The organism is Clostridium simiarum (genome assembly GCF_018919175.1).
GTDB lineage: Bacteria > Bacillota > Clostridia > Clostridiales > Clostridiaceae > Clostridium_L > Clostridium_L simiarum.
Genome location: NZ_JAHLQL010000004.1, coordinates 141760 through 166004, shown reverse-complemented (window position 1 = coordinate 166004; position 24245 = coordinate 141760). Strand labels below are relative to the sequence as shown.

The following is a 24245-nucleotide window of genomic DNA, read 5'->3' as shown; positions in this document are numbered from 1 at the left end:
ATCTCAATTTTGATACTTGTTAATTTTAAAACAATCAATGGCAATATTTACAGAGTTGGCATGTATATTGCTCTTAATTATAATGATTAAATTAGTTATAAAATTAACAACTTTAAGGAGGATTTTAAATATGAAAGCTGCATTATGGTACGATAGAAAAGATGTAAGAGTGGAAAATATTCAGGAACCTGTGGTAAAACCAGGAACTGTAAAAATAAAGGTTAAATGGTGTGGTATTTGTGGATCAGATTTACATGAATATTTAGGTGGTCCTATCTTCATTCCTACAACTACTCCTCATGCTATAAGTGGAGAAAAGGCTCCAGTAGTTTTAGGACATGAGTTTTCAGGTGATGTTGTAGAAATAGGTGAAGGTGTTACAAACTTTAAAGTTGGAGACAGAGTAGCCGTTGAACCTATTGTTGCCTGTGGAAAATGTCCTGCTTGTAGAGAAGGAAAATATAATTTATGCTCTTCTTTAGGATTCCATGGATTATGTGGTGGTGGCGGCGGTTTCGCTGAATACACAATTTTCCCTGCAGAATTTGTACATAAGATTCCAGATGGTATGTCCTATGAAAAAGCTGCTCTAATAGAACCTATGGCAGTTGCACTACACTCCGTTAGAATAGGAAACTTTAAAACTGGAGATACTGCTTTAGTTTTAGGTTCAGGACCAATAGGACTTGCTACTATAGAATGTTTAAAAGCCGCAGGAGCTAGCCTTGTAGTAGTTCTTCAAAGAAAATCCATAAGACAAGAATATGCTAAAAGAGCTGGTGCAGACGTAGTTCTAGATCCTAATGAAGTTGATATAGTATCTGAAATTAATAAATTAACCAATGGTGTTGGAGTAGATGTAGCCTTTGAAACTACAGGTGCAAAGATAGGTTTTGATACTGGACTTGCTAGCTTAAAGTTTGAAGGAACCTTAGTTATAACAAGTATTTGGGAAAATGACATAAGCTTTAACCCTAATGCTTTAGTATTCTCCGAAAAGAAAATAATAGGAACTATAGCTTACAGACATGAATTCCCTGCAACTATGGCTCAAATGGCTGATGGAAGAATAAAGGCTGAAGGTTATATAACAAAGAAAATATCCCTAGATGACATTGTTGAAGAAGGTTTTGGAACATTAACAGGACCTGCTAAGAAAGAACAAGTTAAAATTTTAGTAACTCCCGACAAATCTTTATTATAATATAAATACAAAAATCCAGTAGGTTGATCCTACTGGATTTTTATTTTATATATTTTTAAGAATATATTATTAAACTTTTTAAAAACTTTATTATTTAGTATGAGCTTTAGTAATAGCAGAAGACATTTCATTAATAAACTTAACTATCTCTTCATCACTACCACTATTTACTTTTCTTATGAATTCACTTCCTATTATAACTCCGTCAGCTCCACTATTAATTACAGCGGTAGCATCCTCTACTTTATTAACTCCAAAACCTATTTGAATAGGTATCTCTGAAATTTCTCTTATAACCTTCATAGTATGCTTATACTTTTCTGGCATTTTTTCTGTACCACCAGTTTTACCTACTCCAGATACTACATAAGCAAAGGCAGAGTTATATTTTAATCTACTCTTTATTTCTTCTAAGCTCATTTCTTCATTATATATATTTATAAGATTTACATTTTCTAATGTTAAAGCCTCTTCTGGACATAATAAAGCATCATAATATTCTTTCATGGATAATAAATTATATTTTTCTATACCTATTTTATAAGTCATTATTACTACCATTAATTCCGGATACTTTTCCCTTAAGGTTTTTAATATTTCTTTAAGTTCCTTTTCATTAAATCCATTTTCTAAAGCCTTTTCATGAGTTTTAGCAATAGTTTCTCCATCTAGAAATGGATCTTCTACAGGTATACCTATTTCTAGAACGTCTACAGAGTTTTTAGCCATTAAATCTACTATTTCAAAGAATCTTTCTTTATTTGGATATGCCGCCGTTAGAAAAACTGTTAGAGCCTTTTTATTTTTTAAATTTTCCCATATTCTATCCATGTAATAACCTCAATACCCATCCTATTATTGGTCCATAGAATGCATAATCTGTTTCACATAATACTCTCATCATCGGCTCATATCCACCTATCATTGGTAATAAAAATGCTTGTCCAAATATTAATATTAATCCATTTGCAAAAGATCCAATTATAGCTCCTCTTCTTCCTCCTGTAGAGTTTCCGAATATAGCTGTTACAGCTCCAGTGAAAAATGTAGGAATAAGTGCTGGGAATACTATCACTGGATATTTTAAAGCTCCTAATATAGCCATACCTATTAAACTTGCTACTAAGCTAGATAAAAATCCTACTATAACTGAAGTTGGATGAGTTGGGAATAATAATGGTATATCAAGTCCTGGTTTAGCATTTGGTACGATTTTTTCTGAAATACCATGGAATGCTGGAACTATATCAGCCATCATCATTCTTACTCCAGTTATTATAACTGTGATCCAAAGACCAAATTTAAGACCATTTAATAAAGAAAATGTTATAATATCTTTTCCTCCGCTTATACTTGAAGTTACAAAGCTTGGAGTTGCTATTAATGAAATAACTACGAATATCAATGTCATTAAAACACTTAAAGCAATTGTTGTCTCTCTTAAAAATTCTAAACTCTTTGGAAGTTTCATTTCTTCTAAATCTTTATTTTTGTTACCAAAAACTTTTCCAAGTCCAGCAGATACCAAGCATCCTATAGAGCTAGAGTGTCCTATAGTAAACCCTTCTCCACCTTTTACATTCTTCATCAAAGGATTCATATATGCACAACTAAAAGTTAAATACATACCTAAAATCAAAGATCCTATAATAATTACCATCACTGGAGATAAAGATGTTCCAACTTTTAATAAAGCTGCTATAAGTCCAGCGTAGAAGAATGATACATGGGCAGATAAATGAATATATTTAAACTTTGTAAATCTAGCAATTAAAACATTTGCTAAAAATCCAAAGGCAAATATTAGCGCTGCCTCTGAACCAAAACTAGTTAAACCTTGACCTACTGCACTGTCTATAGATGCTACTTGAGCATTCATTCCAAATATATGTTGGAGCATAGATTGTAGTGGCATAAGTGACATACCCATACTTTGTGCTCCAGTAGTTATAAGTAAGAATCCTACCATAGTTTTAATGGTTGCAGATATAATATTACTTATCTTTTTCTTTTGAGCAGCTAACCCAACTAAAGTTACCATACCAACTAGAAAAGCGGGTTCACTAAGTATATTAGAAATAAAATACATAAAAATACCCTTCATAACTATCTTCCTTTCAACAATTATTTTTAATATTGAGAGTAAAAGATGCTAAGTCTTTTACTCTTAAACTTAGAATATTATAGAGTTTTAATAACTTCTAAAAGTTGATCTCTTAAATATTGCTTATCCATTAAATTATCAATTCTTATTATTTTGGCTTCAGAATTTCTAAGCACATTTGCGAAATCAGAAGTAGTAATTATTATATCTGCTTCTGCTGGATTTACAGAACCTATATCTGCTGCATTAACCTCTGCATCAATTCCTTCTTTATCCAATATCTGTTGAGTATAAACCTTAAGCATCATACTGCTTCCTACACCTGCACCACACACTGTAAATATTTTCATAATAATTCCTCCTAACCTTTAATTAAACTCATTACTTCTTCTTCAGTTTTAGCATTTTTTATAAATTCTATATTATTCTCTTCAGCTAATATATCCATAAGTTCTGATAAAGCTTTCAAGTGAGAAGAGTGATCTACTGCACAAATACATATAACAAGAGTTACAGGATCATTTTTAGGGTTTCCAAATTCAATTGGATTTTTTAAAGTTATAAGACTCATTCCAATACCCTTTACCCCAAATTCAGGTCTTGCATGCGGCATAGCAATGCCTGGAGCAATAACAATATAGGCTCCATTTTCCTCTGCATTTTTTATCATTGCATCTATGTACTCAGAGCCAATAACGCCTTTAGCTTGTAACAGTCCACCACCAATTCTTATGGCATCTCTCCAATCCTTGGCATCTACATTCAATTTTACGTCTTCTATATTTAACACTTCTTTTAACACTGGTTCATACCCTCCTTGTAATATTTTGTCCTTATTTCCATTGAGTAGACTTTCCAAATCATTTTTTAAGGCTCTATAGTTTTTAATATTACAATGTTTTTCTATTATACTTAAAACCTTATCTATTTCATTGCTCTCAAAGGAAATTTCAGCAATATAATTTTGTATATTTTTTATGTCTTCCTTAGTTATTAATGGACTTACCACTATAGTTTTTATCTCACATTCAAAGGGAATTGTAGATATTATAAAATCCACCTTATACTTTTCTAAAAACTCCTCTACCTGATGAAAACCTATAGTTCCTAAAATATTTGCTTTAAATCTACTTTTTATTGAGGACAGTAGCATTTGTGAAGTTCCTATGCCTGTACTACAAACTATTAACACATTAGGTTTACTAAGCATAACCTTCTTTGCCCGTTTCAAAGCAGCTCCAAAGTGAATGGTAAAGTAAGCTATTTCAGACTCATTCACTACCTTACCTGTATAATCTTCTATTATTTTTATATTTTTAGAGACTATATTAAAAAGCTCTTTATATTCTGTTTTTATCTCATTTAGCATAGGATTATTTAAATTAATATGGTGAGTTATCCTATAAATAGCTGGACGTAAATGATCCATAAAGCCATGAAACAAAGAAGCATCATTTAATAGGTTTAAGTTTAAGTCCTCTCCTACCTTTTGAATTATCTTTTGTGTAAGCATTTGAATATCTAACCAATTTTCGCTTATACTGTCTTCATAATTATAGTAATTCAAGCTACTTCCAAGTAGATGTATGGTTATATATCCTATTTCTTCTTCAGAAATATCTATTGAATAAAAATCTTCCAGTTCCTTTGCTAAATCTTCTGCAACTTTAAATTCTTTAGTGTATCTTAGCTTATCAATATCCTTAAAGGAAGAGACTATATCTTTTCCCTCTTGTATTCTCTTTATTGCATAGGCTATATGTATAACTAAATTAGTATAGGCATCATCAGAAAAAGTATTTTTTAATAATATTTCAGCTCTTTGAACAGCTTCTTCGATTCTATACAAATCGATTTCAGAAAAAAGCTTCTTAACTTCTTTATAAAGATATGGATTAAACCTTTCATAGTTTTTTGACTCTACTATTTTCATTGCCTTATCTAAATCTAAAGAACTAGATAACACTTCAATCATAGTAGCCCTCAAAACCTTTTCATCACCCTTAACAGCAATTCCCTTTTTAGTTGATGAAATAAGTTTTATCCCTCTAGCATTTAGCCATTTTCTTATATCCTTTAAATCTTTTGAAATGGTACTTCTACTAGACTTAGTTTTTTCTGCTAAAGCATCTATAGTTGTATAGGATTCACATTGTAACAAGTAAGTTATTATTAAAGTCATTCTCTCCTCTTTACTTAAAGCATAATAGGACATGTTATATTCACTTAGTAACTCTAAAAGTTTTTTATTATCTTCGTCACTTAATTGAATAAAAATACCCATGTTTTGCTTTCTTATCAAGGAAGGTAAACTATTTTGTTTTAGAAAATCATCTATTAAATTTAAATCATATCTTATGCTTCTAGAACTCACCTTAAGTTCTTTAGCAATCTCATTGATTTTTAAATGTTTTGGGCTATTTAGTAATATAAAAACTATTTGGATGCATCTCTCATTCATTAATTTATATCACCTCTTATAAATATTGTATGTCATAACCTATAAGTTAAAAAGGGTAAAAGCTTTCCATTTCATTAAGGCAAAATCATGTTATTAAAATTAATGTTAATTTTTTCATTTATTTTGTTTTATTCATTAAAATTTGTAGTATTATGATATATAATTAAGTTATATTAAAAAATTATACCATTATCATTATATAGATTTTAATCTAGCAATTTGTAATGTAATTATATCTTGGATTATCATCTTATAATTATATATCTATAAATTTAAAATCAAAAGGAGGTTAATTTACAGGTGAATAAAAAGAAAATATCCATATTTCTTCTCTCTACCAGTATCATTAGTGGTACAAGTTTTTTAGATAAGCCTACTTATGCTGTAGAGAATGATACTACTAAAGTAAAAGAAGTAAAAATCCAAAGTTCCACAGAAGTTAAGGTCCCTAAAGGAGAAGTTATTAACGTAAGTACAAAATTAAATCTTAGAGAATCCCCTAGCACTGATTCTTCCATAATTGGTCACTTAATAAAGGGTGAACAATTTGATATAAAGGGTAAATCTGATGATTGGTATAATGTAGATTTCAATGGGAAGGTTGGTTACATCCATAAGAACTTTGTAAAAGAGCTTAATTCTAACACAGAATCTGTACCTAAGGATTCTGTAAAAGAAACTCCAGTTGCTACTAAAAGCCCTAGTGAAAATCCTAGTGTTAAATCTCCAGCCTCAGCTCAAGGAGAAGTTACTAATGTAAGCACTTCATTACGAATAAGAGATAACGCTAGTACTAATTCTAATATAGTTGGATATTTAAAAAATGGGGACAAGCTTACTATAAAAGGTAGCTACGGTGACTGGTATAATATTGAGTTTAATGGAACCTCTGGATATGCCCATAAAGATTATATAAAGAAAATTGAAAGTGATACAACAAAGCCTCCTGTAGAAACTCCTAATGAAAATAAATCATCTAAAGGTGAAGTTATTAATGTCAGTACTAATTTAAGAATGAGAAAAGAACCTAATACAAACTCTACTATAATTTCTTATTTAATTAACGGACAAAGTTTTAATATAAATGGTAAAGTTAATGATTGGTATTTTATTGAGTTTAATGATAAAGTGGGCTATATTCATAAAGATTATGTTAAAGTTCTAGATAATAATACTCCAAGTAACCCTAATCCTGAAAAACCTTCAAATCCTGATCCATCCATTCCAGGTGAGGTTTTAGAAGATTTAGGTTTAGGTATGGTTTATAATGTTAGTACTAATTTAAGACTTAGAAGTAAGCCAAGCACCGATTCCAATAGTCAAGTTTTAGGCTATTTATTACCAGGAGCAACTTTCAATATCATAGGTACTTCAGGTCAATGGTATAAAGTTAAATATGCTGGTAAAATTGGTTATCTTAATAAAAGTTATGTAAAAAAGGTTAGTGACTCTGAAATAAAAAATCCTTCAAATAATAACGATGTATATAATATTGCCTTTAATGCAATGAAGGCACATATTGGAAGTCCTTATGTTTGGGGTGGCTCTGGTGAGTTATTGACCACAGCATCATTAAATGTATTAAAATCACGTTACCCATATGAGACCCAGATAGGTAAATATGATATTCCAAGTAGTTATATAGATGCTGGATATAGAGCCTTTGATTGCTCTGGACTTATGCAATGGGGATTAAAACAAGCAGGTGTAAATATAGGTAGAAGTACATGGGATCAAATAAAAAATGGAGTAGAAGTATCTAGAAGCGACATAAAACCTGGAGACTTGCTATTCTTTAATGACCTTAATCATGTAGGTATGTATGTAGGTGATGGAAAGTGGATAGAATCACCAAATTCAAGAAACTTTGTTAGAATCATTGATGTGCCTTGGTATAAAATAGGTAGGATAAGAAGAGTTATTTAATAGTTTTTGGATGTATGTAAGATCTACATCCATTTTTTTATCCCATGAATCCCCGCTCTAATCCTCCTATCTTCCTCAAGGTGGAAATAAAGAGCGGCTAAGTCCCTGAATAAGGATTTCTAAACTTTAGTGGGAGTAAAAACTACCTATAAAGGCAAGAACTCTATTTATTATTACTATTTATAGCACTTTTAAAAATAAATCATTAGATTTATTTATTATTTATTTGACTATACAATTATATTATAGTACTATTACATTGTAAAACTTGATATAGTATATAACAATCCCAAGGGGGCTGGTGTTGCTGGCTGAGATTAAGAACGTGATTCTTAGACCTTTCTTACCTGATCTGGTTAATTCCAGCGTAGGGAGAGGCTTTGTGTGTATTTAAAATATTTGCTTGTTTTAGCGATATTTAGAAATGTCAGTGCGAATCTTCCTATAGATTTGCACTTTTTTTATTTTAAAAATATAAAATTAGGAGGAATCAAAATGAAATTCACAGAAAAATTATATGAAAATGTTGAGGACATCTGGACATCTTACTATAATCACCCTTTTATTAAAGGTATAGGTGACGGTTCTTTAGACATGGACAAGTTTAAATTCTATATGATTCAAGACTATCTATATCTTTTAGATTATGCAAAAGTTTATGCCCTCGGTGTAGTTAAAGCTGATACTGAAGAGGTAATGCAAGGTTTTTCTAAAATGGTAGATAACATTTTAAATGGAGAAATGAGTATCCATCGTTCTTATATGAAGAGGCTTGGAATAACTTCTGAGGAGGTTAAAAATGCAAAGCAATCACTTACTAACATCTCCTACACCCATTACATACTATCCGTATCACATGTTGGTAACCTAGCTGAGCTTTCCACATCTCTTTTAGCTTGCATGTGGAGTTACTTAGAAATAGGTAAAAACTTAAGTAAAATACCTGGCTCTACAGAGCATGAGTTTTATGGAGAATGGATAAGAGGTTATATCTCAAAAGAATACGAAGAAGCTACAGCATGGATTATAAATTTAGTAGATCACCTTGCAAAAGATATGACAGATAAAGAACTTGAAAAATTAAATGAAATCTTTATAAATACAAGTAAATATGAATATATGTTTTGGGACATGTCTTACCACAAGGAGATGTAGTTTCTTATGCTAAATTTTTCTAATGTAAATTTTAAATACAAAAATGAATCAAAACTTATTATAGAAAATTTAAGTTTCAATGCAAATAAAGGGGATTTTATAAGTATAGTAGGTCCAAGTGGCTGTGGTAAAAGCACTATATTTAGGTTGATTTCTAAACTAGAGACCCCTTTAAGTGGATATATATTTATTAAAGGTAATAATATTAATACTTTAAATGGCTATATTGGCTATATGCCTCAAAAGGATTCATTACTCCCTTGGAAAACCATATTACAAAATGCAGCATTACCCTTGGAGATAAACAAAAAAGATCCTAAAAAGGCAGAAGAATATTTAAAACTATTTGGACTAGATAACTATAAAAATAAATATCCTAGGGATTTATCTGGAGGTATGAGACAGAGGGTGTCCTTTATTAGAACTCTTCTTACAGGTTCAGAGGTTTTGATTTTAGATGAACCCTTTAGCGCTTTAGATGCTATAACAAAAATTTCAATGCAAGAATGGCTTTTAACCCAGTGGTCTAATTTTAATAAAACCATCCTATTTATAACCCACGACGTGGAGGAAGCCTTGTTTCTATCTAATAAAATATTTGTTATCTCTGAAAAACCCATAACTAAATTAAAAGAGATCTGTGTACCTCTCCCCTACCCAAGGAACAGACATATGCTAAGTAAGCCTGAAATATTAAAAATAAAAGAAGACCTTATAAATGAATTAAAGCAGAGGATTGAGCTATGAAAAAATATAAATCATCCATAATCGTAAGTATTCTCCTCCTTATTGTTTGGGAGCTACTTGCAAGATATATAAATGCTATGTATATACTACCCTCTCCTATTAAAATAGTAGAGAAAGCTTGGAGTCTAAGAGAAGTACTATTTTTAGTACATCTTCCTGCTACTTTATCTGTTACCTTTATAGGACTTTCTATATCCATAGTTTTAGGAGTAGCTTTAGCCATAGCTATGAATTTAAATGAAAAAATTCAAAATGCTATATATCCTATAGTAGTAGTAACTCAAACTGTTCCTGTCACTGCCTTAGCACCTATATTTGTACTTTGGTTTGGCTATAGTATTTGGAGCAAAGTTGTAGTAACTACTCTTATAACCTTCTTTCCAATAACAGTTAATGTATACGATGGCCTTCGATCAACAAGAAAGGATATGGAAGAGCTTTTAATTACTTATGGTGCAAGTAAAAAGGATATCTTTCTTAAATTAAAACTTCCTTATGCATTACCATATTTCTTTTCTTCCCTAAAAATAGCAGTGCCTATTAGCGTAATAGGAGCTGCCATTAGTGAATGGCTTGGAGCACAATCTGGCCTTGGATACTTTAGTAAAAGAATGATGACTCAATTAGATGGTGCCGGAGTTTTTGCCCCAATACTTATATTATCCCTTGCTGCAATAATTCTTGTAGCTATTATTAATTTTTTAGAAAACAAAACCATAAAATGGAGGAATGAAGTATGAAAAAACTTAAATACATATCCCTATTACTCTTTCTATCCTTATTCTTTACTGCATGTTCTAGTAAGGAATCTAGCAAAAATGATTCAAGTAAAAAATTAGAAGAAGTAGATTTAGTTCTGGACTGGTATCCAAATGCTATACATAGTTTTATATATGCAGCTATAGAAAATGGATATTACGAAGAAGAAGGATTAAAGGTAAATATTAAATTCCCCTCTAATCCTACAGACCCAATGGCCTTACCAGCAGCAGGAAAAGCAACCATAGGTATATACTATCAACCTGATGTAGTAATGGCTAGATCTAACGAGAATGTTCCTATAAAATCCATTGGTTCTATAGTAAAAACGCCACTAAATGTTATTATCTCATTAAAAGAGAAAGGAATAAATTCTCCAAAGGATTTATCTGGTAAAGTTATTGGTTTTTCCGGAAATCCGTTAAACACTGAATATGTTAAAACCATGGTAAAGGAAGATGGCGGAGACCCTAACTCAGTTAAAATAATAGACGTTGGCTTTGAACTACTTTCCTCCATGGTTACTAAAAAAGTTGATGCTACCACCGGTGGCCTTATAAACCATGAAGTTCCTGTGTTAAAACATGAAGGACATGAAATAAATTATTTTGACCCTTCTAAATATGGTGTACCAAATTATTATGAAGAAATTTTCGTAACTAGTGATACTACATTAAAAGAAAAACCAGAGGTTCTAAAGAAATTTATGAAAGCTTCTAGAAAAGGATTTGAGTTCATGAAAAATAATCCTGATAAATCACTAAAAATATTGCTAGATAATCAACAAAAGGACAGCTTCCCTCTTACGGAATCTGTAGAAAAAGAAAGTCTTGAAATACTTCTTCCCAAAATGGAAACAAAGGATGAACCGTTTTTGTATCAAGATAAAAAGGTTTGGGAAGAAAATATAAAATGGCTACAAGAAAAAGGATTATTAAATAAAGAAGTAAAAGCAGAAGACTTTTATGTGAATTTTGATTAGCGATAATCCCTATGGCATAGGCTATTAGAGTAAGGTGTTTTTTATAAAATATCCTTACTCTTTTTTTATCTATTTAACTATATTTTCTTTCTTATCCTTTGGATAACTGTTATTTATTAATATCAATTATATTGACAAATTCATTGATATTTATTATCATTATCATTGTGAAATATAAACTAGATTAAAACTAGTTTATATTTTGCTTTCATTCATATATTTTCATAATTAGGCTTTGCTTACTAGTCACTTGTTTAAAGATGTTAATTGTGAAAATATAAAATAAAGGAGAGTTTTATATGCAATATATAGATCAAATTATAGATTTAATAAGACATACAAAGGAGAAAAATCCTCTAGTAGATTTTGCTGTTAACTATGTTACATCAAATGATTCTACTAGTATAGTAGCCTACATTGGCGGAACCCCTGTTATGACAGATGATCCAATAGATGCTGCAGATGTTGTTGAATATGGAAATGTAGATGCATTGATATTCAATATAGGAACCATAACAGAAAAGCATTTTGAATCAATGATGGAAGCTGGAAGAAAGGCTAGCGAAAAAGGAATTCCTATAGTAATAGATCCTGTAGCTACTAGTGTTACTCCTTTTAGAACCATGGTTATTCAAAAAATGCTAGATGAGCTTAAGGTTTCTGTAATAAAAGGAAACTTAGGAGAAATCAAAGCTTGTCTAGGGCTTAAGTCAAACTCAAAAGGTGTTGACTCTAACGAAGATCCAGAAGGGGCAGAGGAGTTCTGTGTTAGACTTGCTAAGGAAAGAAACTTAGTAGTGGCCATGACAGGTCCAAGAGATATAATAACTGATGGGGAAAGAATATTAGTAATAGAAAATGGTTCTGCTAGACTTCCAAAGGTTATAGGAACTGGCTGTGTAATAGGTGCTATGGTAGCAACTTATTGTGGTGCTACAGAGGATTATGTTTTAGGTGCTGCAACAGCTGTAATGCTTATGGGTATAGCTGGAGAATTAGCAGAAGAAATCACAAAAGAAGATGAAGGTCACTATAAGTTTAAAGTAAACTTAGTAGATGTATTATCCACTATAGTTGATAATGAAGATAAAATAAGAGCTAAGGCTAAAATAAGTAGCCTTAAGTAATTATATATAGTACAGATAATTTCGCTATATGTATAATTGAGGTGATTTTTTGGAATTTATAGAGGATCTAAAAAACTTATTAAAGAAAAAAGATGCAGAAGATAAACCATTAATTACATTTATGACAAACTATGTTACAGTCCTAGATCTTGTGGATTGCTGCGTATATGCTGGAGGTTCCCCTGTACTTACAGATGACATTGTTGAATCTCATGACATAATACCTCATGCAGGAGTAAATGCTGTAATGCTTAATTTTGGAACCATCAACAGAGAATATTTAGATATCATGGTTAATGTAGGTAGGTCTGCTAATAAGGAAAATGTACCTGTTATCTTAGATCCTGCTGCTATATCAGCAAGTCCCTTCAGAAGTTATGCTATACAAAGAGTCTTAAATGAAGTTAATATTTCCATATTAAAAGGAAATCTAGGAGAAATAAAAACCATACTAGGTTATGAAGCTAAAGCCAAAGGAATTGATTCCTTTGAAGATGAATCTGACGGCGAAGAATGTTGCATAAAGCTAGCAAGAGAAAGAAATATGATAGTTGCCATGACAGGTAAAGAAGATATTATAACCGACGGAAAAAGAGTGGCAAAAATCAAAAATGGTACTCCTAGACTAAAAAAAGTAGTTGGTACAGGATCAAGTACAGGAGCCTTAATATCTACATTTAGTGGCCATACCAATGATTATTTCTTAAGCACTATTCTAGGAATACTTATTATGGGTATTTCCGGAGAAATAGCTGAAAAAAGATTAAAAGAACATGATGGCACTAGAACCTTTAAGCAATACCTACATGATACCCTATCAACTATTACAGAAGAACAGCTAGAAACCTATGCAAAAGTTACTATAAAAGAAATTAATTAGGAAATAATTTATTTTACACAAAAAATAACAGAGTGTCGACTTTGTGGACACTCTGAAGTAAGAAACAATTTGTCATTGTTTCTTATTTTTTATTATGCATATAATAAAAAGTATATATTGGATTTAATTCATTGACAAGGCATTAAATCCAATATATACTAATGTTAACAATTGAAACAGTTTACAAGGATAGCGTGTTACTGTATAAGGCAGGCATGAGCTAAAAAGATTTTAATCTTTTTAGCTCTTTTTTTGTTCTAAATCCTGTGTTTATTAAATAGCTCCCATTGTAGATGAGAGCTATACGCTCCTGATACTAGTTCTTCTAGGACTCAGATGGAAAGATATAAATGTCAAGCTCCACCTGAACCTAAAAATCACTTAATAATTTTGAACCATAAAAACCTATTAATTAATTAATCCCATTTCAAATTTATTTTTTAATAATAAAGGTGAAAACCTTATTTATTAATATAAAATTAAAAGGAGAGAGGTTTATGGCAACATTAAAATTTGATGCACAAGCCATCGCTGAAGATATTTTAAAAAAATCAGGTGGCAAAGAAAATATATCTTCAGTAGCATTTTGCACCACTAGACTGAGATTAACACTAAAGGATAATAGCCTTGCAAATTTAGAAGGAATCAAGGCTATAGATGGAGTTATGGGCTTAGTTCAACAATCTGGTCAAGTACAGATCATATTGGGTCCTGGAAATGTAAATAAAGTAGCAACTAAATTTTCAACTCTAGCAAGTATTAACATTGGTGAAGTTGACGAAGTTACTTTAAGAAAAGAAGAATTAAAAGCTAAAAACTCAACACCATTTAAACTATTTTTAAGAAAAATATCTAACATTTTTATTCCTTTAATTCCTGGTTTCGTAGGCTGTGGAATTATCTATGGAGTTGCAAAACTTTTAGAAAGTCTCCATATAATAAGTGGTAATAGCTATAATATTTTATATTTAATTGGTAAATCAGTCTTTACTTATATGAACATAATGATTGGTATGAATACAGCTAAAGAATTTGGTGGAAGTATAACTCTAGGGGGAGCCATAGCTGGTATATTAAGTGCACCGGGTTTAAGCAAAATAATTATAAATGGTAAAAACTTAACTCCAGAAGAAGGTGGAGTTATAGCTGTTTTAATTGCCTGTGCTCTAGGTGCTTCACTGGAGAAAAAGCTAAGAAAAATTATGCCTTCAGTTATAGATTTAATGGTTACACCTACATTGGTATTATTAATTATTGGTGTTGGAAGCTTGTACATATTCCATCCATTAGGAGCATTTTTATCTAATAACTTAACCTGGCTTGTAAATACTTTGATTGAACGTGGACGATTTGTAACGGGAGCTATACTATCCGCAACCTTCTTACCACTAGTAATGACTGGATTACATAGAGCACTAACTCCAGTTGAAGTTAGCTTACTAAAGGCTTCAGGACTAGACTTATTAAGACCAATACTAGCAATGGCTGGTGCTGGACAAGTTGGTGCTGCTATAGCTATATATATGAAAACTAAAAACAAGAAATTAAAAAATGTAATAGCTAGTGCATTACCAGTAGCTATGCTAGGTGTAGGAGAACCTTTAATGTTTGGTGTTACATTACCTTTAGGAAAGCCTTTTATAACAGCTTGTCTTGGTTCCGTTTTAGGCGGTGCCTATGTAGCTATGATGAATGTGGCTTCCACAGGTATTGGACTTTCCGGCCTTCCACTTATGCTTTTAATTCCAGCTGGAAGCGTTATACACTACCTTATAGGCACATTACTTGCTTATGCAGGAGGATTCTTATTAACATACTTTACAAAATGGGAAGATATGCCTGATGGATTAGAGTCAGCAATGGATAATCCTTTAAGCGAAATAATGAAAGTTTGATGTTTGGAAGTGATACTATGAATTTTGATTTTCACCTACACTCTACCTTTTCAGATGGTAGTACTAAAATGGAAGACATATTTATAAAGGGTAAGGAACTAGATTTAAAAGCTATTTCTATTACTGATCATGACACTACTTTAGGACTAAATTTAGAGCATGAGTTAAGTAAAAAATATAATATTCCATACATTCCAGCAGTAGAATTTACTGCCATTGAAAAAGGTGTGAAGCTTCATGTTTTAGGATACTATATAGACAAAGATTCTAAAGAGCTTCATGAGTATTCTATGAAGTTATTAAATTATTTAAATACAAAGTCCATGCAGCAGATAAAAATACTTCAAAGTAATGGTATTGATATACCAGAAAGTGAATATTTCAAACAAAGCCAAGGTGGTCCCTTATATAGAGCCAAATTATTAAGAACTCTTGCTGACTTCGGCTATCTAGAAATTAAGGATATTATGGTTAGTTTGAAAAAATATTTTGGACCTGAAGGCATCTGCCATGTACCCGATGATTTTAAATATAATGATTTTCAAAGTACCATAGAGCTTATAAAGAGAAACAACGGTATGGCCGTTTTAGCTCATCCTGTAAAAATAAAAAAGAAAAGTGAAGATTTATACTATGAACTTATAAATAGTAATCTTTTAGATGGCATTGAAATATATCATCCATCTGTAACTCCAGAAGTTAAAAAAGAGCTAGAAGAAGTTACAAAGAAGAAAAATCTCTTAATAACTGGCGGTTCTGACTATCATGGCCTATATAATAAATTAGGAACACCATTAGCTGGAATGGATGTACCAGAGTTTGTATATGAAAACTTAATCTATAGATAAACCAAAGGAGATGAATAATTATTCATCTCCTTTTTACAATAAAAATCTCCTATAGTTTAAATAGCTAAAGGAGATATAATTATACAATTTAAGTTTTATATCTGTGACGAATTAATGTTATTTTATTAATTTTAAATGTGCTAGGCTTTCCATATTCCTTGCTGTAACTATCTCTACTGCTGCTAGATCTTTTCTTATGGATTCCGTTTCACCCTTAATATGAGCTATTTCATTAAACATTTTATCATGTTCAGCTCTATTAACCTGAGCCAAATGCTCTAATGCTCTTAATATTTCAGTATGTTCATTTAACTTCATTGTATGTTCGTCAAGCTTTACAGTATGTTCGTCAAGTTTATTATTCACTTGCTTTAAAAGCTCTAATATTTCTTTTTCCATAGACTTCACCACCTAATACCTTAGTAGAGATATTATACCATAGATAATCTTCCCTTGTCGACTGGATTATTACACCAATTTAAGCTATTAAAATATCTCTTCTATATATGATACTTATCTTCTTATACACTTATTCCACCCCTACTCTCCAGTTGGAATAACCAATGATAGGTACCCTAGATAAGTTTTGAATATTAACATTTATAATAAAACTCATTATAAATATAAACGCAACATAATTTTTTTATGTAAGCTATTTAGTATTTTCTTTTTTAATATCTTTATATTTAATTTTTTCTTTTTTTACAATATAAACAGGTCTATGTTTAACCTCTACATAAGTTCTTGCCATATATTCTCCTATAATTCCAAAGGCAAGTAACTGAACCCCTCCTATGAATAAAACTAAACATACCAGTGAAGCATATTAAGGTACATCAATACCATTAGTATTTAATATTTTTAAGTCATATTATTCACAGATTCAATGGTACTATCATTATGAATCTGTGGATAAATACTCAAAATAAGTGTATAATCTTTAATATAATCATGTCTTTTTCTCCATACTAATACTCAACCTTTATATTATTTTTAAAAAGGAGTGTATTGTATATGAAAAAAACTCGAATAAAATTAAAAACTGAAATCTTAATACTTCTTATACTAGCATCTTTCGTACCTATAATAGGTATGGCTCTTAGTAATTATTACATACTGAGTAAAAGTATCAAATCAGATTTCAATACCATTGTTTTAAGCAATCTAGAAAGAGCTTCTCAATCAGTTGTGGATAATAAAAAATACATATCTGCCAACATAGAGACCCTGTCCCAGGATCCTAATACAAAATATATATTAGAAGATTCTAATAGCCCTGCATGGCTTAAAAAAAGCTTTGACGGCTACGTAGACTCTAATAAAGACATCTTAAATGTATATTTAGGAACCTATGATGGACAAACCATATTATCTAAAAATGGATCTGTACCAAATGATTATGATCCACGAAAAAGAGATTGGTATAAAAACGCTGTATCTTCTGTTGATAAGGTTATAGTCTCAGAACCCTATGAGGATGCATTTACTAAAAGTACAATACTAACCTATTCTAAAACTGTAAAAAATTCTAGTGGAGCCATCATAGGCGTAGTAAGTATTGACGTTGCTCTCACTCAAATGGGTGATTTGATTTCAGATATAACTTTAGGTAAAAACGGAGTGGCTGCAGCCCTTACCACTGAAGGAAGTATAATAGCTCATAAGGATAAATCACTTATAGGTAAATCCAAAGAGAATACTTCTTGGATAAATAATCTATTAAGTCTTGAAGATTTAGAGCCCAAGGTTTTAAACATAGATGGAAAAAACTATATAACAGTTAAATATAGTGATAATGAATCTAAAATAATTTTTGCAGGCTTTGTTCCAGAAAATGAAATTAAAGAAAAAATATTTTCTGCTATGAAGCTACCTTTAACTATACTTATTCTTACTATATTATTAGTTATAATTATAACTTTAGTATTCTCAAATAGAATAACAACTCCTATGAAAAACTTAGTATTAATATTAAATAAACTTAAATCTGGAGATTTCACAGAAAAACTGGAAATAAAGGATTCCTACAACTTAGAAACTAATGATATAATAAAAGCTTTAAATTCTTTAATTGATGACATGGTTATCTTGCTACAAGGGGTAAAAGAAGCTTCAGATCTAGTAAAAGACTCTTCAGAGACCTTATCTGTAATAACAAAGGAATCCTCCTCAGTAGGTGAGGAAGTGGCTAAAGCGGTACAGCAAATAGCTGAAGGAACCACAGAGGAGGCTGCTGAATTAAATGAAGGGGTAAATGTAGTTAATAAGCTTGAAGATGAAGTTGATATGTCCCTTAAAAATTCATCTAACATGCTTAAGGTTTCAAAACAGGTTAAACGCTCTACAGATGAGGGTATGGAAGCTATTACTCTCCTTAAAAATAACTATGATAAAAATGAAGAAGCTAGTAATAATGTATCTAAAAAAGTTGATCTAGTATCAGAAAAATCAAACCAAATAAGCAATATTACAGAAACCATAAAATCAATAACAGATCAAACAAATTTATTGGCTCTAAATGCTAGTATAGAGGCAGCAAGAGCTGGAGAAGCTGGACGTGGTTTTTCTGTGGTAGCTGATGAAGTTAGAAAGCTTGCAGAGGAATCTTCAAGGTCTGCAGAGGAAATATCTAAAGTGGTTTCAGAGATTAAAGAAAGCATAAATGAGCTTTATGAAGAAACAAAATATACAAAAGAACTAAATAAGGTAACTGGAGAAAGTATGGAAACAACCAGAGAGAGATTCGATTATATACAATCTACTATAAATGAATTAGAGGAAGATATCTTAAAGGTTAGCAACTCATTAGAAGCTATAAATGAAAGTAAAGACATATTATCTATGAAAATTGCAGAGATAGCCTCAGTTTCAGAGGAAACCGCAGCTACTACGGAGGAAGTTAGTGCCTCCACAGAGGAGCAAGCCTCTGGACTTCTTGAAATATCAAGACAATCAGATACCTTAAATAAGTATTCTAAAAATCTAGATTATCTTATAGAAAAATTTAAGATTAAATAAGGAAAGGGGCTGTGGCACTAAAAAATTAGTGCCACAGCTTTTTGTCTAAAAAAAATAAATCTCTCACTGGGAAGAGTGAAAGATTTATGGTAAAATTAACATATGACCAAATACATTAATTTACACAAAAATTATACTTCAAATCGTGGAAATTATCAATTAAAACTTCCGCTAAATATTGTATTATTGATTTTATTTTCGTAAATTTCCATAGTCATATGCTGTCTAGGTTACATTAAACTATGTAAATTTTTTTATCTTCTTCATTAACCAATCTATGTTAATCTTCTCTTTTTCTCCATTAATGCAATAAGAGCATTTATCTCTCCTCCTAAAAGAATTATTATGGAGCTTAAAAATACCCAAATCATTAAGACTATCACCGCTCCTATACTTCCATAGAATCTAGAAAAGTTATTGAAATTATTTACATAATAAGAAAATCCTAAAGATACAATTATCCAGTTTACTGTAGTAAAGACAGCCCCCGGTATAACTTCCTTCCAGGTAAGTCTTCTTGCTGGAGTATATCTATATAATACTGCAAAGAGAAAATTAGTAGTAAATATAATTATTACATACTTTAAAAAACCCCACACCCATATGATTACATCTCTACTAACATATTCATATTTTAAAAGTAATCCTCCAATAACATTTCCAAATACTAATAATATAAGATTTACTATAATTATTGCCACTATACTTACAGTGAACAATATAGAAATTAATTTTACCCTTATAAAGCCTCTATTTTCTTGTTCGTCATAAGCTTTATTAAGACCCTTTATTACTGCACCAAAACCTGTAGAGGCACTCCAAATACTTAAGATTAAACTGAATGATAACAAACTCCCATTTTGAGATTCAACAATATCTAGTACTATACTAGATATTAGCTCATAAACATTATTAGGCAAAAAAGCTTCCAAAGCAATTAAAACTTGAGCACTATCTAAGGATAAAAAACCTATTATAGTAAGCAAAAATATGAGAAAAGGGAAAAATGATAGCACAAGGCTATAAGCAAGCTGTGAAGCTAGTGCAAATATCTCATCCTCATTGAATTTTTTTATTAGACCAAATATAAGTATTTTTAAATCAATTGTGTATCCAAAAAACTTCTTCAAATTCTCTCCCTCCTCTCCCTTGAAAATATCTATAACCCCTATTATATATTTTATTGGTTAATAATTCAAATATAACTGACCTTTTATAAACTTCTCACCTGTTATTAACCATAATTTTCCTAAGTTTTTCTATTGCTCTTTCTTTTCTCATAGCCGCAGTACCATACTTTATACCCTTTAAATTTGCATAATAATTAATACCACCATGTCCCTTTGTAAAAATAATTTTTAAAAGTTCTCTCTCTTCTTCTGTTAAAGTATCTAGAGCCACATAAAGCTCTTCTTTCTCTTCCTTATTTATTATATCCTCCTCTAAGTAAAAATTATCTTCTAGCATATCTTGAAATTCAATACCATCCTCAGTGCATTTATTTAAGCTTACATCATAATTATACTTAGCCTTTTGCCTTATAAGATAATAGTAATTATTTTTAATAGCCTGTTTTAAATATCCACCAAAATTAGCACCTTTATTTAAGTCATACTTATCAATAGCCTTTAATATAGATTCAAATCCAATTTGAATTAAGTCGTCATCTTCATAATCCTTAATATATATACTTCTAACTAGACTATATAAAAGAGGTTTGTACTTTTCTAATATAATAGTCTTAGCTTTATTGTCTCCTTCTTTTGCTCTCCTAATTGTTTCTTTCATATTCATCTGTATTCCCCCTTTTTAATTAAATTAACCGTATATAAACAGAGTTCTTGCCTTTAGATGGAGCTTTGCTCCCTCTAAAGCTTAGAAATCGTTATCCAGGGACGTAGCCGCTCTTTATTCCCACTTTGAAAAAGATGGAGTATTAGAGCGGGTAGTCATCGGATAAACAGAGTTCTTGCCTTTAGATGGAGCTTTGCTCCCTCTAAAGCTTAGAAATCGTTATCCAGGGACGTAGCCGCTCTTTATTCCCACTTTGAAAAAGATGGAGTATTAGAGCGGGTAGTCATCGGATAAACAGAGTTCTTGCCTTTAGATGGAGTTTTAACTCCCCATAAAGCTTAGAAATTGTTATCCAAGGATGTACCCCTCTTTATTCCCACTTTAAAAGAAGATAGTAGTCTTAGAAGGTGTAGTCATGGGATAAAACAAACTAAAATAATTTTTCTGCTTAGTCTTAGTTTACTTATGATAAATATCTCTCATCATTCAAATGGTTTTTAAAAGTAAAGTCGCATTTTATCGAACGTAAGTTCTTATATCTTAATGCAAATTATACAGGAATACCAGTTCGATTTCAATAGTGCTTGTATTTTTTACCATTAAATCTGGTAACGCCTTTTTAAGGCTATAAAAAAAAGTAAGCATACATTATATATGCTTACTACTTTTAAATTTCACTACAAGTTATAATTTTTTTAAAGTTTTATACTTGGCTATTACGCTAATATTCTCCTTTACAGATCTTGGTTGGCTACTTAGGAGATTCATCTTCTAAGCTTCAGAGTAGCCAAATTTTCTCTGAACCTAGACCCCTGTTTATTTTTCCACATAATTAACTATAGCGGAATTGTCTTTGTCTAATCTTATTTTATATATACCTTTTTTCTCTTTTGAGGATTCTTTCCCATCTATTTTAAAACTAATGCTTTCATTTATATGTGCTTCATAAAGATTTGAATTTTTATCATAGGTTATATCTTCAAGATAAAAATCCTTTAAATTAAATTCTTTAGCAGTTTTTCTATAATATTCTAACTCTTCCTTGACTTTTAAGTAAAACTCAGAATCTTTATCCACTACTGCCATTATATTTTCTAAAGGAGTTCCACCATCTGATGCTATACCTTCAAATAATATTTTATAATTTAAGGTTATTTGCTCTACATAACTAAAGTTTTTTGAAGGATCTTCAGGGATATCTATAGTATTTGAAGCTTTACCATTACCTGCACTATTCTTGTCCTTATCTTTTTCTTCATTAGAAGATTTTCCTTGACTCTTGTCTTTAGAATCTTGAACAGATTGTCCATTTTCTTTATCTATATCTTTATTTATATTTGTATCTTTTTCACTTTCTACAATATTATTTCCCGTACTTCCTTTATCACTGGAATTTTTAAAGATTATATATGCTGAACCTATTAAAACAACTGCTACAACAACTATAACTATAACAGTTTTTTTCTTCATATGTATCACTCCTCCTATTACAGAAAGGCTGCTAAAATATTTAGCAGCCTTTAGCTTTTACTGATTAATTATTAGGTTAAAATGGAGCTTAATTGTTTAAATCCAACCCTTATCGAGAGGATAAATATTTTTCTGTAGCTCTTAAATCCTCTATAGAATCTATTTCAAACCAATCTTCTCCGCTTATTTCTTTTATACGTATATCTAGATTTTTTATATTTCTTATAACTATGTCATCCCAATATAACTTATGAAAATCTTCATTTTCTACACTTTCTCGTATCTTTTCACTGATGAATTCTCCATCTTTTTCATTCCAATAGGAAACACCAGACATTATGTAAGATGTACCATCTCCAATAACAATATCCTGTAATCTGTGTTCTTCATCAAATTTCATTAACCATTCCTTTTCGAAATCCTTTTTTATTCCTGTAAAGTAAAAGGAATTCTTCATTTCTTCTTTGTCATTTATAAGATAGTTTCTTTCCATATATACATCAGCTTCAGTAACATAGGCATCCTTAAGATATTCTCTTACAATGTACATGCTATAAATGTTATTATAGACATCATACTTATCATTATGTATTGTCTTGATTCCATACTTATCTTTTAAATACTCAAATTTCTCTGCCATATATCCTGTAACTACTAATATATCATCTATACCCTTTTCTTTTAAAAATCTAATCTGTCTCTCCGCCATAGGCTCTCCTAGGACCTCAACTAAGGATTTAGGTCTATCATTAGTCAATGGTCTTAATCTAGTTCCCATACCTGCTGCTAATATTATTGCTCTCATATAACTTAACCTCCGTAATCTTCCAATGAGTATTAACTTCTCTTCTTTATTTTATCACTAAAATATTATATTGCCTACCTTAAACTAATTACTCTGAAGACCTAACATTTCTCTTGGGCTTCCTGATACTAAAACCGTTCCTGTAAAGGTAATTAAGCATCCTAAAATAAGTTGTGGACTTACTGGTGCCTTTAAGAATAAAACTTGTATTATTATAGCCCATATAGCATAGGTTATATTTAAAGAAGTACTCTTTGCTGCGCCTATAGTATTTATGGCTTTATAATAAAACATATAAGAAGTGGTTCCAACTAAAGCTGTAAGTATAAGGGCTAATACACTCTTACTTAATACCACATCTAAAGCTATACCAGAGCCTCCTATAATAGGAAGTATTATCGCTCCATAAAATATAGCTGAGGTAAGTTGCCTTATGTTTAAAGCCTGTTCTGCAGTTACATCTTCCTTCATTCCATAGGCGCATATAACACTCTCTAATCCCCATCCTAATATTGTGCCTAGAGCAAATAATATCCCTAATAAAAAGCTTCCTCCTACTGTAAACTCAGAAGGTTGATATCCAAGAACAATAACTCCTGAAATACTTAGGAGTATTCCCATACATTCTCTTTTTCCTAACTTTTCTTTTAAAAATATAAAAGCAAAGAAGGCACCGATGGCTGGATATATAGATGTAATTGATGCAGCATAGGATGCCCCTATATATTTTACACTTAACATGTAACAAGTCATACCTAAAGGACCTCCTAAAAGAGCACCTAACATAATAAAACGTCCACTTCTGGTCTTTAAAGCTTTAAGCACGCCTTGAAACTCTCCCCTAGTAATATGATATATACTAACCCATATTGATGAAAATAAGTCATGTAAAAAAGTACTAATAAAAGGTGCAAGCAATATAGCCTTTTCAGTTTCTACGAAAGATGTCATAGTTAGTATTACCCCTATTAATACAGTATCTATACCCCAAGTAACTCCAGAAATAAGAGCATACCCTGTGCCCATTCTCGAAGATTTATTGTTAACTTCCATTCAAATATCCCCCTTAT

21 protein-coding genes and 1 riboswitch are annotated in these 24245 nt (G+C 30.9%); of the genes, 11 read left to right on the top strand and 10 right to left on the bottom strand.

Features of this window, described 5'->3' with window-relative positions:
• Positions 1-130: 130 nt before the first annotated feature.
• A complete protein-coding gene (locus tag KQI89_RS12290; protein ID WP_216457312.1) occupies positions 131-1204 on the top strand; it encodes a 2,3-butanediol dehydrogenase in 1074 nt (357 codons plus the stop codon).
• A 90-nt stretch (positions 1205-1294) separates the two neighbouring features.
• Here KQI89_RS12290 and trpA read toward each other — a convergent pair whose 3' ends face one another.
• From trpA to KQI89_RS12270, 4 genes are all read right to left on the bottom strand, one after another.
• Positions 1295-2035, bottom strand: a complete 741-nt coding sequence (gene trpA / locus KQI89_RS12285) for a tryptophan synthase subunit alpha (protein WP_216457311.1) — start codon at positions 2033-2035, stop codon at positions 1295-1297.
• Positions 2028-3293 (bottom strand): PTS ascorbate transporter subunit IIC, encoded by a 1266-nt coding sequence (gene ulaA / locus KQI89_RS12280; RefSeq protein ID WP_216457310.1) that lies wholly within the window; start codon positions 3291-3293, stop codon positions 2028-2030. The genes trpA and ulaA overlap by 8 nt, the downstream gene beginning before the upstream one ends.
• A gap of 92 nt (positions 3294-3385) precedes the next feature.
• On the bottom strand, positions 3386-3658 hold the full coding sequence (locus KQI89_RS12275) for a PTS sugar transporter subunit IIB (protein WP_243125448.1): 273 nt from the start codon (positions 3656-3658) through the stop codon (positions 3386-3388).
• An 11-nt stretch (positions 3659-3669) separates the two neighbouring features.
• A complete protein-coding gene (locus tag KQI89_RS12270) occupies positions 3670-5769 on the bottom strand; it encodes a BglG family transcription antiterminator (protein ID WP_216457309.1) in 2100 nt (699 codons plus the stop codon).
• Between the two features lie 300 nt (positions 5770-6069).
• Here KQI89_RS12270 and KQI89_RS18035 point away from each other — a divergent pair, with 300 nt between their 5' ends.
• The 9 genes from KQI89_RS18035 to KQI89_RS12225 all read left to right on the top strand — a co-directional run bounded on the left by KQI89_RS18035 (position 6070) and on the right by KQI89_RS12225 (position 16088).
• Positions 6070-7695: a C40 family peptidase gene (locus tag KQI89_RS18035; RefSeq protein ID WP_216457308.1), complete on the top strand. Its 1626-nt coding sequence runs from the start codon at positions 6070-6072 to the stop codon at positions 7693-7695.
• A gap of 281 nt (positions 7696-7976) precedes the next feature.
• A riboswitch (TPP riboswitch) is annotated at positions 7977-8087 on the top strand.
• A 103-nt stretch (positions 8088-8190) separates the two neighbouring features.
• Complete coding sequence (tenA, locus tag KQI89_RS12260) at positions 8191-8850, top strand: thiaminase II (protein ID WP_216457307.1); 660 nt, start codon at positions 8191-8193, stop codon at positions 8848-8850.
• Positions 8851-8856: 6 nt separating this feature from the next.
• Positions 8857-9597, top strand: a complete 741-nt coding sequence (locus tag KQI89_RS12255) for an ABC transporter ATP-binding protein (protein ID WP_216457306.1) — start codon at positions 8857-8859, stop codon at positions 9595-9597.
• Positions 9594-10337 carry an ABC transporter permease gene (locus tag KQI89_RS12250; RefSeq protein ID WP_216457305.1) on the top strand — a complete coding sequence of 248 codons (744 nt, stop codon included), beginning with the start codon at positions 9594-9596 and terminating at the stop codon, positions 10335-10337. Before KQI89_RS12255 ends, KQI89_RS12250 begins: the two co-directional genes overlap by 4 nt.
• Positions 10334-11338, top strand: a complete 1005-nt coding sequence (locus KQI89_RS12245) for an ABC transporter substrate-binding protein (RefSeq protein WP_216457304.1) — start codon at positions 10334-10336, stop codon at positions 11336-11338. The genes KQI89_RS12250 and KQI89_RS12245 overlap by 4 nt, the downstream gene beginning before the upstream one ends.
• A gap of 299 nt (positions 11339-11637) precedes the next feature.
• The gene (gene thiM, locus KQI89_RS12240; RefSeq protein WP_216457303.1) at positions 11638-12465 is read left to right on the top strand and encodes a hydroxyethylthiazole kinase; all 828 of its coding nucleotides are present in this window, start codon (positions 11638-11640) and stop codon (positions 12463-12465) included.
• 49 nt (positions 12466-12514) lie between these two features.
• Positions 12515-13345: a hydroxyethylthiazole kinase gene (gene thiM, locus KQI89_RS12235; RefSeq protein ID WP_216457302.1), complete on the top strand. Its 831-nt coding sequence runs from the start codon at positions 12515-12517 to the stop codon at positions 13343-13345.
• A gap of 497 nt (positions 13346-13842) precedes the next feature.
• Positions 13843-15240 carry a PTS transporter subunit EIIC gene (locus KQI89_RS12230; RefSeq protein ID WP_042439534.1) on the top strand — a complete coding sequence of 466 codons (1398 nt, stop codon included), beginning with the start codon at positions 13843-13845 and terminating at the stop codon, positions 15238-15240.
• Between the two features lie 17 nt (positions 15241-15257).
• Positions 15258-16088 (top strand): PHP domain-containing protein, encoded by an 831-nt coding sequence (locus tag KQI89_RS12225; RefSeq protein WP_216457301.1) that lies wholly within the window; start codon positions 15258-15260, stop codon positions 16086-16088.
• A gap of 117 nt (positions 16089-16205) precedes the next feature.
• Here KQI89_RS12225 and KQI89_RS12220 read toward each other — a convergent pair whose 3' ends face one another.
• Positions 16206-16487, bottom strand: coding sequence for a hypothetical protein (locus tag KQI89_RS12220; protein ID WP_216457300.1), 282 nt, complete (start codon positions 16485-16487; stop codon positions 16206-16208).
• A 615-nt stretch (positions 16488-17102) separates the two neighbouring features.
• On the opposite strand from KQI89_RS12220, the gene KQI89_RS12215 reads away from it, so the two are divergent.
• Positions 17103-19106 (top strand): methyl-accepting chemotaxis protein, encoded by a 2004-nt coding sequence (locus tag KQI89_RS12215; RefSeq protein WP_216457299.1) that lies wholly within the window; start codon positions 17103-17105, stop codon positions 19104-19106.
• Between the two features lie 275 nt (positions 19107-19381).
• Here KQI89_RS12215 and KQI89_RS12210 read toward each other — a convergent pair whose 3' ends face one another.
• The 5 genes from KQI89_RS12210 to KQI89_RS12190 all read right to left on the bottom strand — a co-directional run bounded on the left by KQI89_RS12210 (position 19382) and on the right by KQI89_RS12190 (position 24228).
• Positions 19382-20236: a YihY/virulence factor BrkB family protein gene (locus tag KQI89_RS12210; protein ID WP_246583095.1), complete on the bottom strand. Its 855-nt coding sequence runs from the start codon at positions 20234-20236 to the stop codon at positions 19382-19384.
• Between the two features lie 94 nt (positions 20237-20330).
• Positions 20331-20900 carry a sigma-70 family RNA polymerase sigma factor gene (locus tag KQI89_RS12205; RefSeq protein ID WP_216457298.1) on the bottom strand — a complete coding sequence of 190 codons (570 nt, stop codon included), beginning with the start codon at positions 20898-20900 and terminating at the stop codon, positions 20331-20333.
• Between the two features lie 816 nt (positions 20901-21716).
• On the bottom strand, positions 21717-22370 hold the full coding sequence (locus KQI89_RS12200; protein WP_216457297.1) for a hypothetical protein: 654 nt from the start codon (positions 22368-22370) through the stop codon (positions 21717-21719).
• A gap of 109 nt (positions 22371-22479) precedes the next feature.
• Entirely contained in the window at positions 22480-23175 is a 696-nt protein-coding gene (locus KQI89_RS12195; protein WP_032122625.1) for a CTP--phosphocholine cytidylyltransferase, read from the bottom strand.
• A gap of 84 nt (positions 23176-23259) precedes the next feature.
• Entirely contained in the window at positions 23260-24228 is a 969-nt protein-coding gene (locus KQI89_RS12190) for a DMT family transporter (RefSeq protein ID WP_042439538.1), read from the bottom strand.
• Positions 24229-24245: the final 17 nt, after the last annotated feature.

What these genes read in the sequence shown, in the direction of transcription:
- KQI89_RS12190 (WP_042439538.1), bottom strand. Translation starts at nt 24,228, where the DNA reads ATGGAAGTTAACAATAAATCTTCGAGAATGGGCACAGGGTATGCTCTT.
- tenA (WP_216457307.1), top strand. Translation starts at nt 8,191, where the DNA reads ATGAAATTCACAGAAAAATTATATGAAAATGTTGAGGACATCTGGACA.
- KQI89_RS12200 (WP_216457297.1), bottom strand. Translation starts at nt 22,370, where the DNA reads ATGAAGAAAAAAACTGTTATAGTTATAGTTGTTGTAGCAGTTGTTTTA.
- trpA (WP_216457311.1), bottom strand. Translation starts at nt 2,035, where the DNA reads ATGGATAGAATATGGGAAAATTTAAAAAATAAAAAGGCTCTAACAGTT.
- KQI89_RS12255 (WP_216457306.1), top strand. Translation starts at nt 8,857, where the DNA reads ATGCTAAATTTTTCTAATGTAAATTTTAAATACAAAAATGAATCAAAA.
- KQI89_RS12275 (WP_243125448.1), bottom strand. Translation starts at nt 3,658, where the DNA reads ATGAAAATATTTACAGTGTGTGGTGCAGGTGTAGGAAGCAGTATGATG.
- ulaA (WP_216457310.1), bottom strand. Translation starts at nt 3,293, where the DNA reads ATGTATTTTATTTCTAATATACTTAGTGAACCCGCTTTTCTAGTTGGT.
- KQI89_RS12205 (WP_216457298.1), bottom strand. Translation starts at nt 20,900, where the DNA reads ATGAATATGAAAGAAACAATTAGGAGAGCAAAAGAAGGAGACAATAAA.
- KQI89_RS12195 (WP_032122625.1), bottom strand. Translation starts at nt 23,175, where the DNA reads ATGAGAGCAATAATATTAGCAGCAGGTATGGGAACTAGATTAAGACCA.
- KQI89_RS12225 (WP_216457301.1), top strand. Translation starts at nt 15,258, where the DNA reads ATGAATTTTGATTTTCACCTACACTCTACCTTTTCAGATGGTAGTACT.
- KQI89_RS12230 (WP_042439534.1), top strand. Translation starts at nt 13,843, where the DNA reads ATGGCAACATTAAAATTTGATGCACAAGCCATCGCTGAAGATATTTTA.
- KQI89_RS12290 (WP_216457312.1), top strand. Translation starts at nt 131, where the DNA reads ATGAAAGCTGCATTATGGTACGATAGAAAAGATGTAAGAGTGGAAAAT.
- KQI89_RS12220 (WP_216457300.1), bottom strand. Translation starts at nt 16,487, where the DNA reads ATGGAAAAAGAAATATTAGAGCTTTTAAAGCAAGTGAATAATAAACTT.
- KQI89_RS12215 (WP_216457299.1), top strand. Translation starts at nt 17,103, where the DNA reads ATGAAAAAAACTCGAATAAAATTAAAAACTGAAATCTTAATACTTCTT.
- KQI89_RS12250 (WP_216457305.1), top strand. Translation starts at nt 9,594, where the DNA reads ATGAAAAAATATAAATCATCCATAATCGTAAGTATTCTCCTCCTTATT.
- thiM (WP_216457303.1), top strand. Translation starts at nt 11,638, where the DNA reads ATGCAATATATAGATCAAATTATAGATTTAATAAGACATACAAAGGAG.
- KQI89_RS12245 (WP_216457304.1), top strand. Translation starts at nt 10,334, where the DNA reads ATGAAAAAACTTAAATACATATCCCTATTACTCTTTCTATCCTTATTC.
- KQI89_RS12270 (WP_216457309.1), bottom strand. Translation starts at nt 5,769, where the DNA reads ATGAATGAGAGATGCATCCAAATAGTTTTTATATTACTAAATAGCCCA.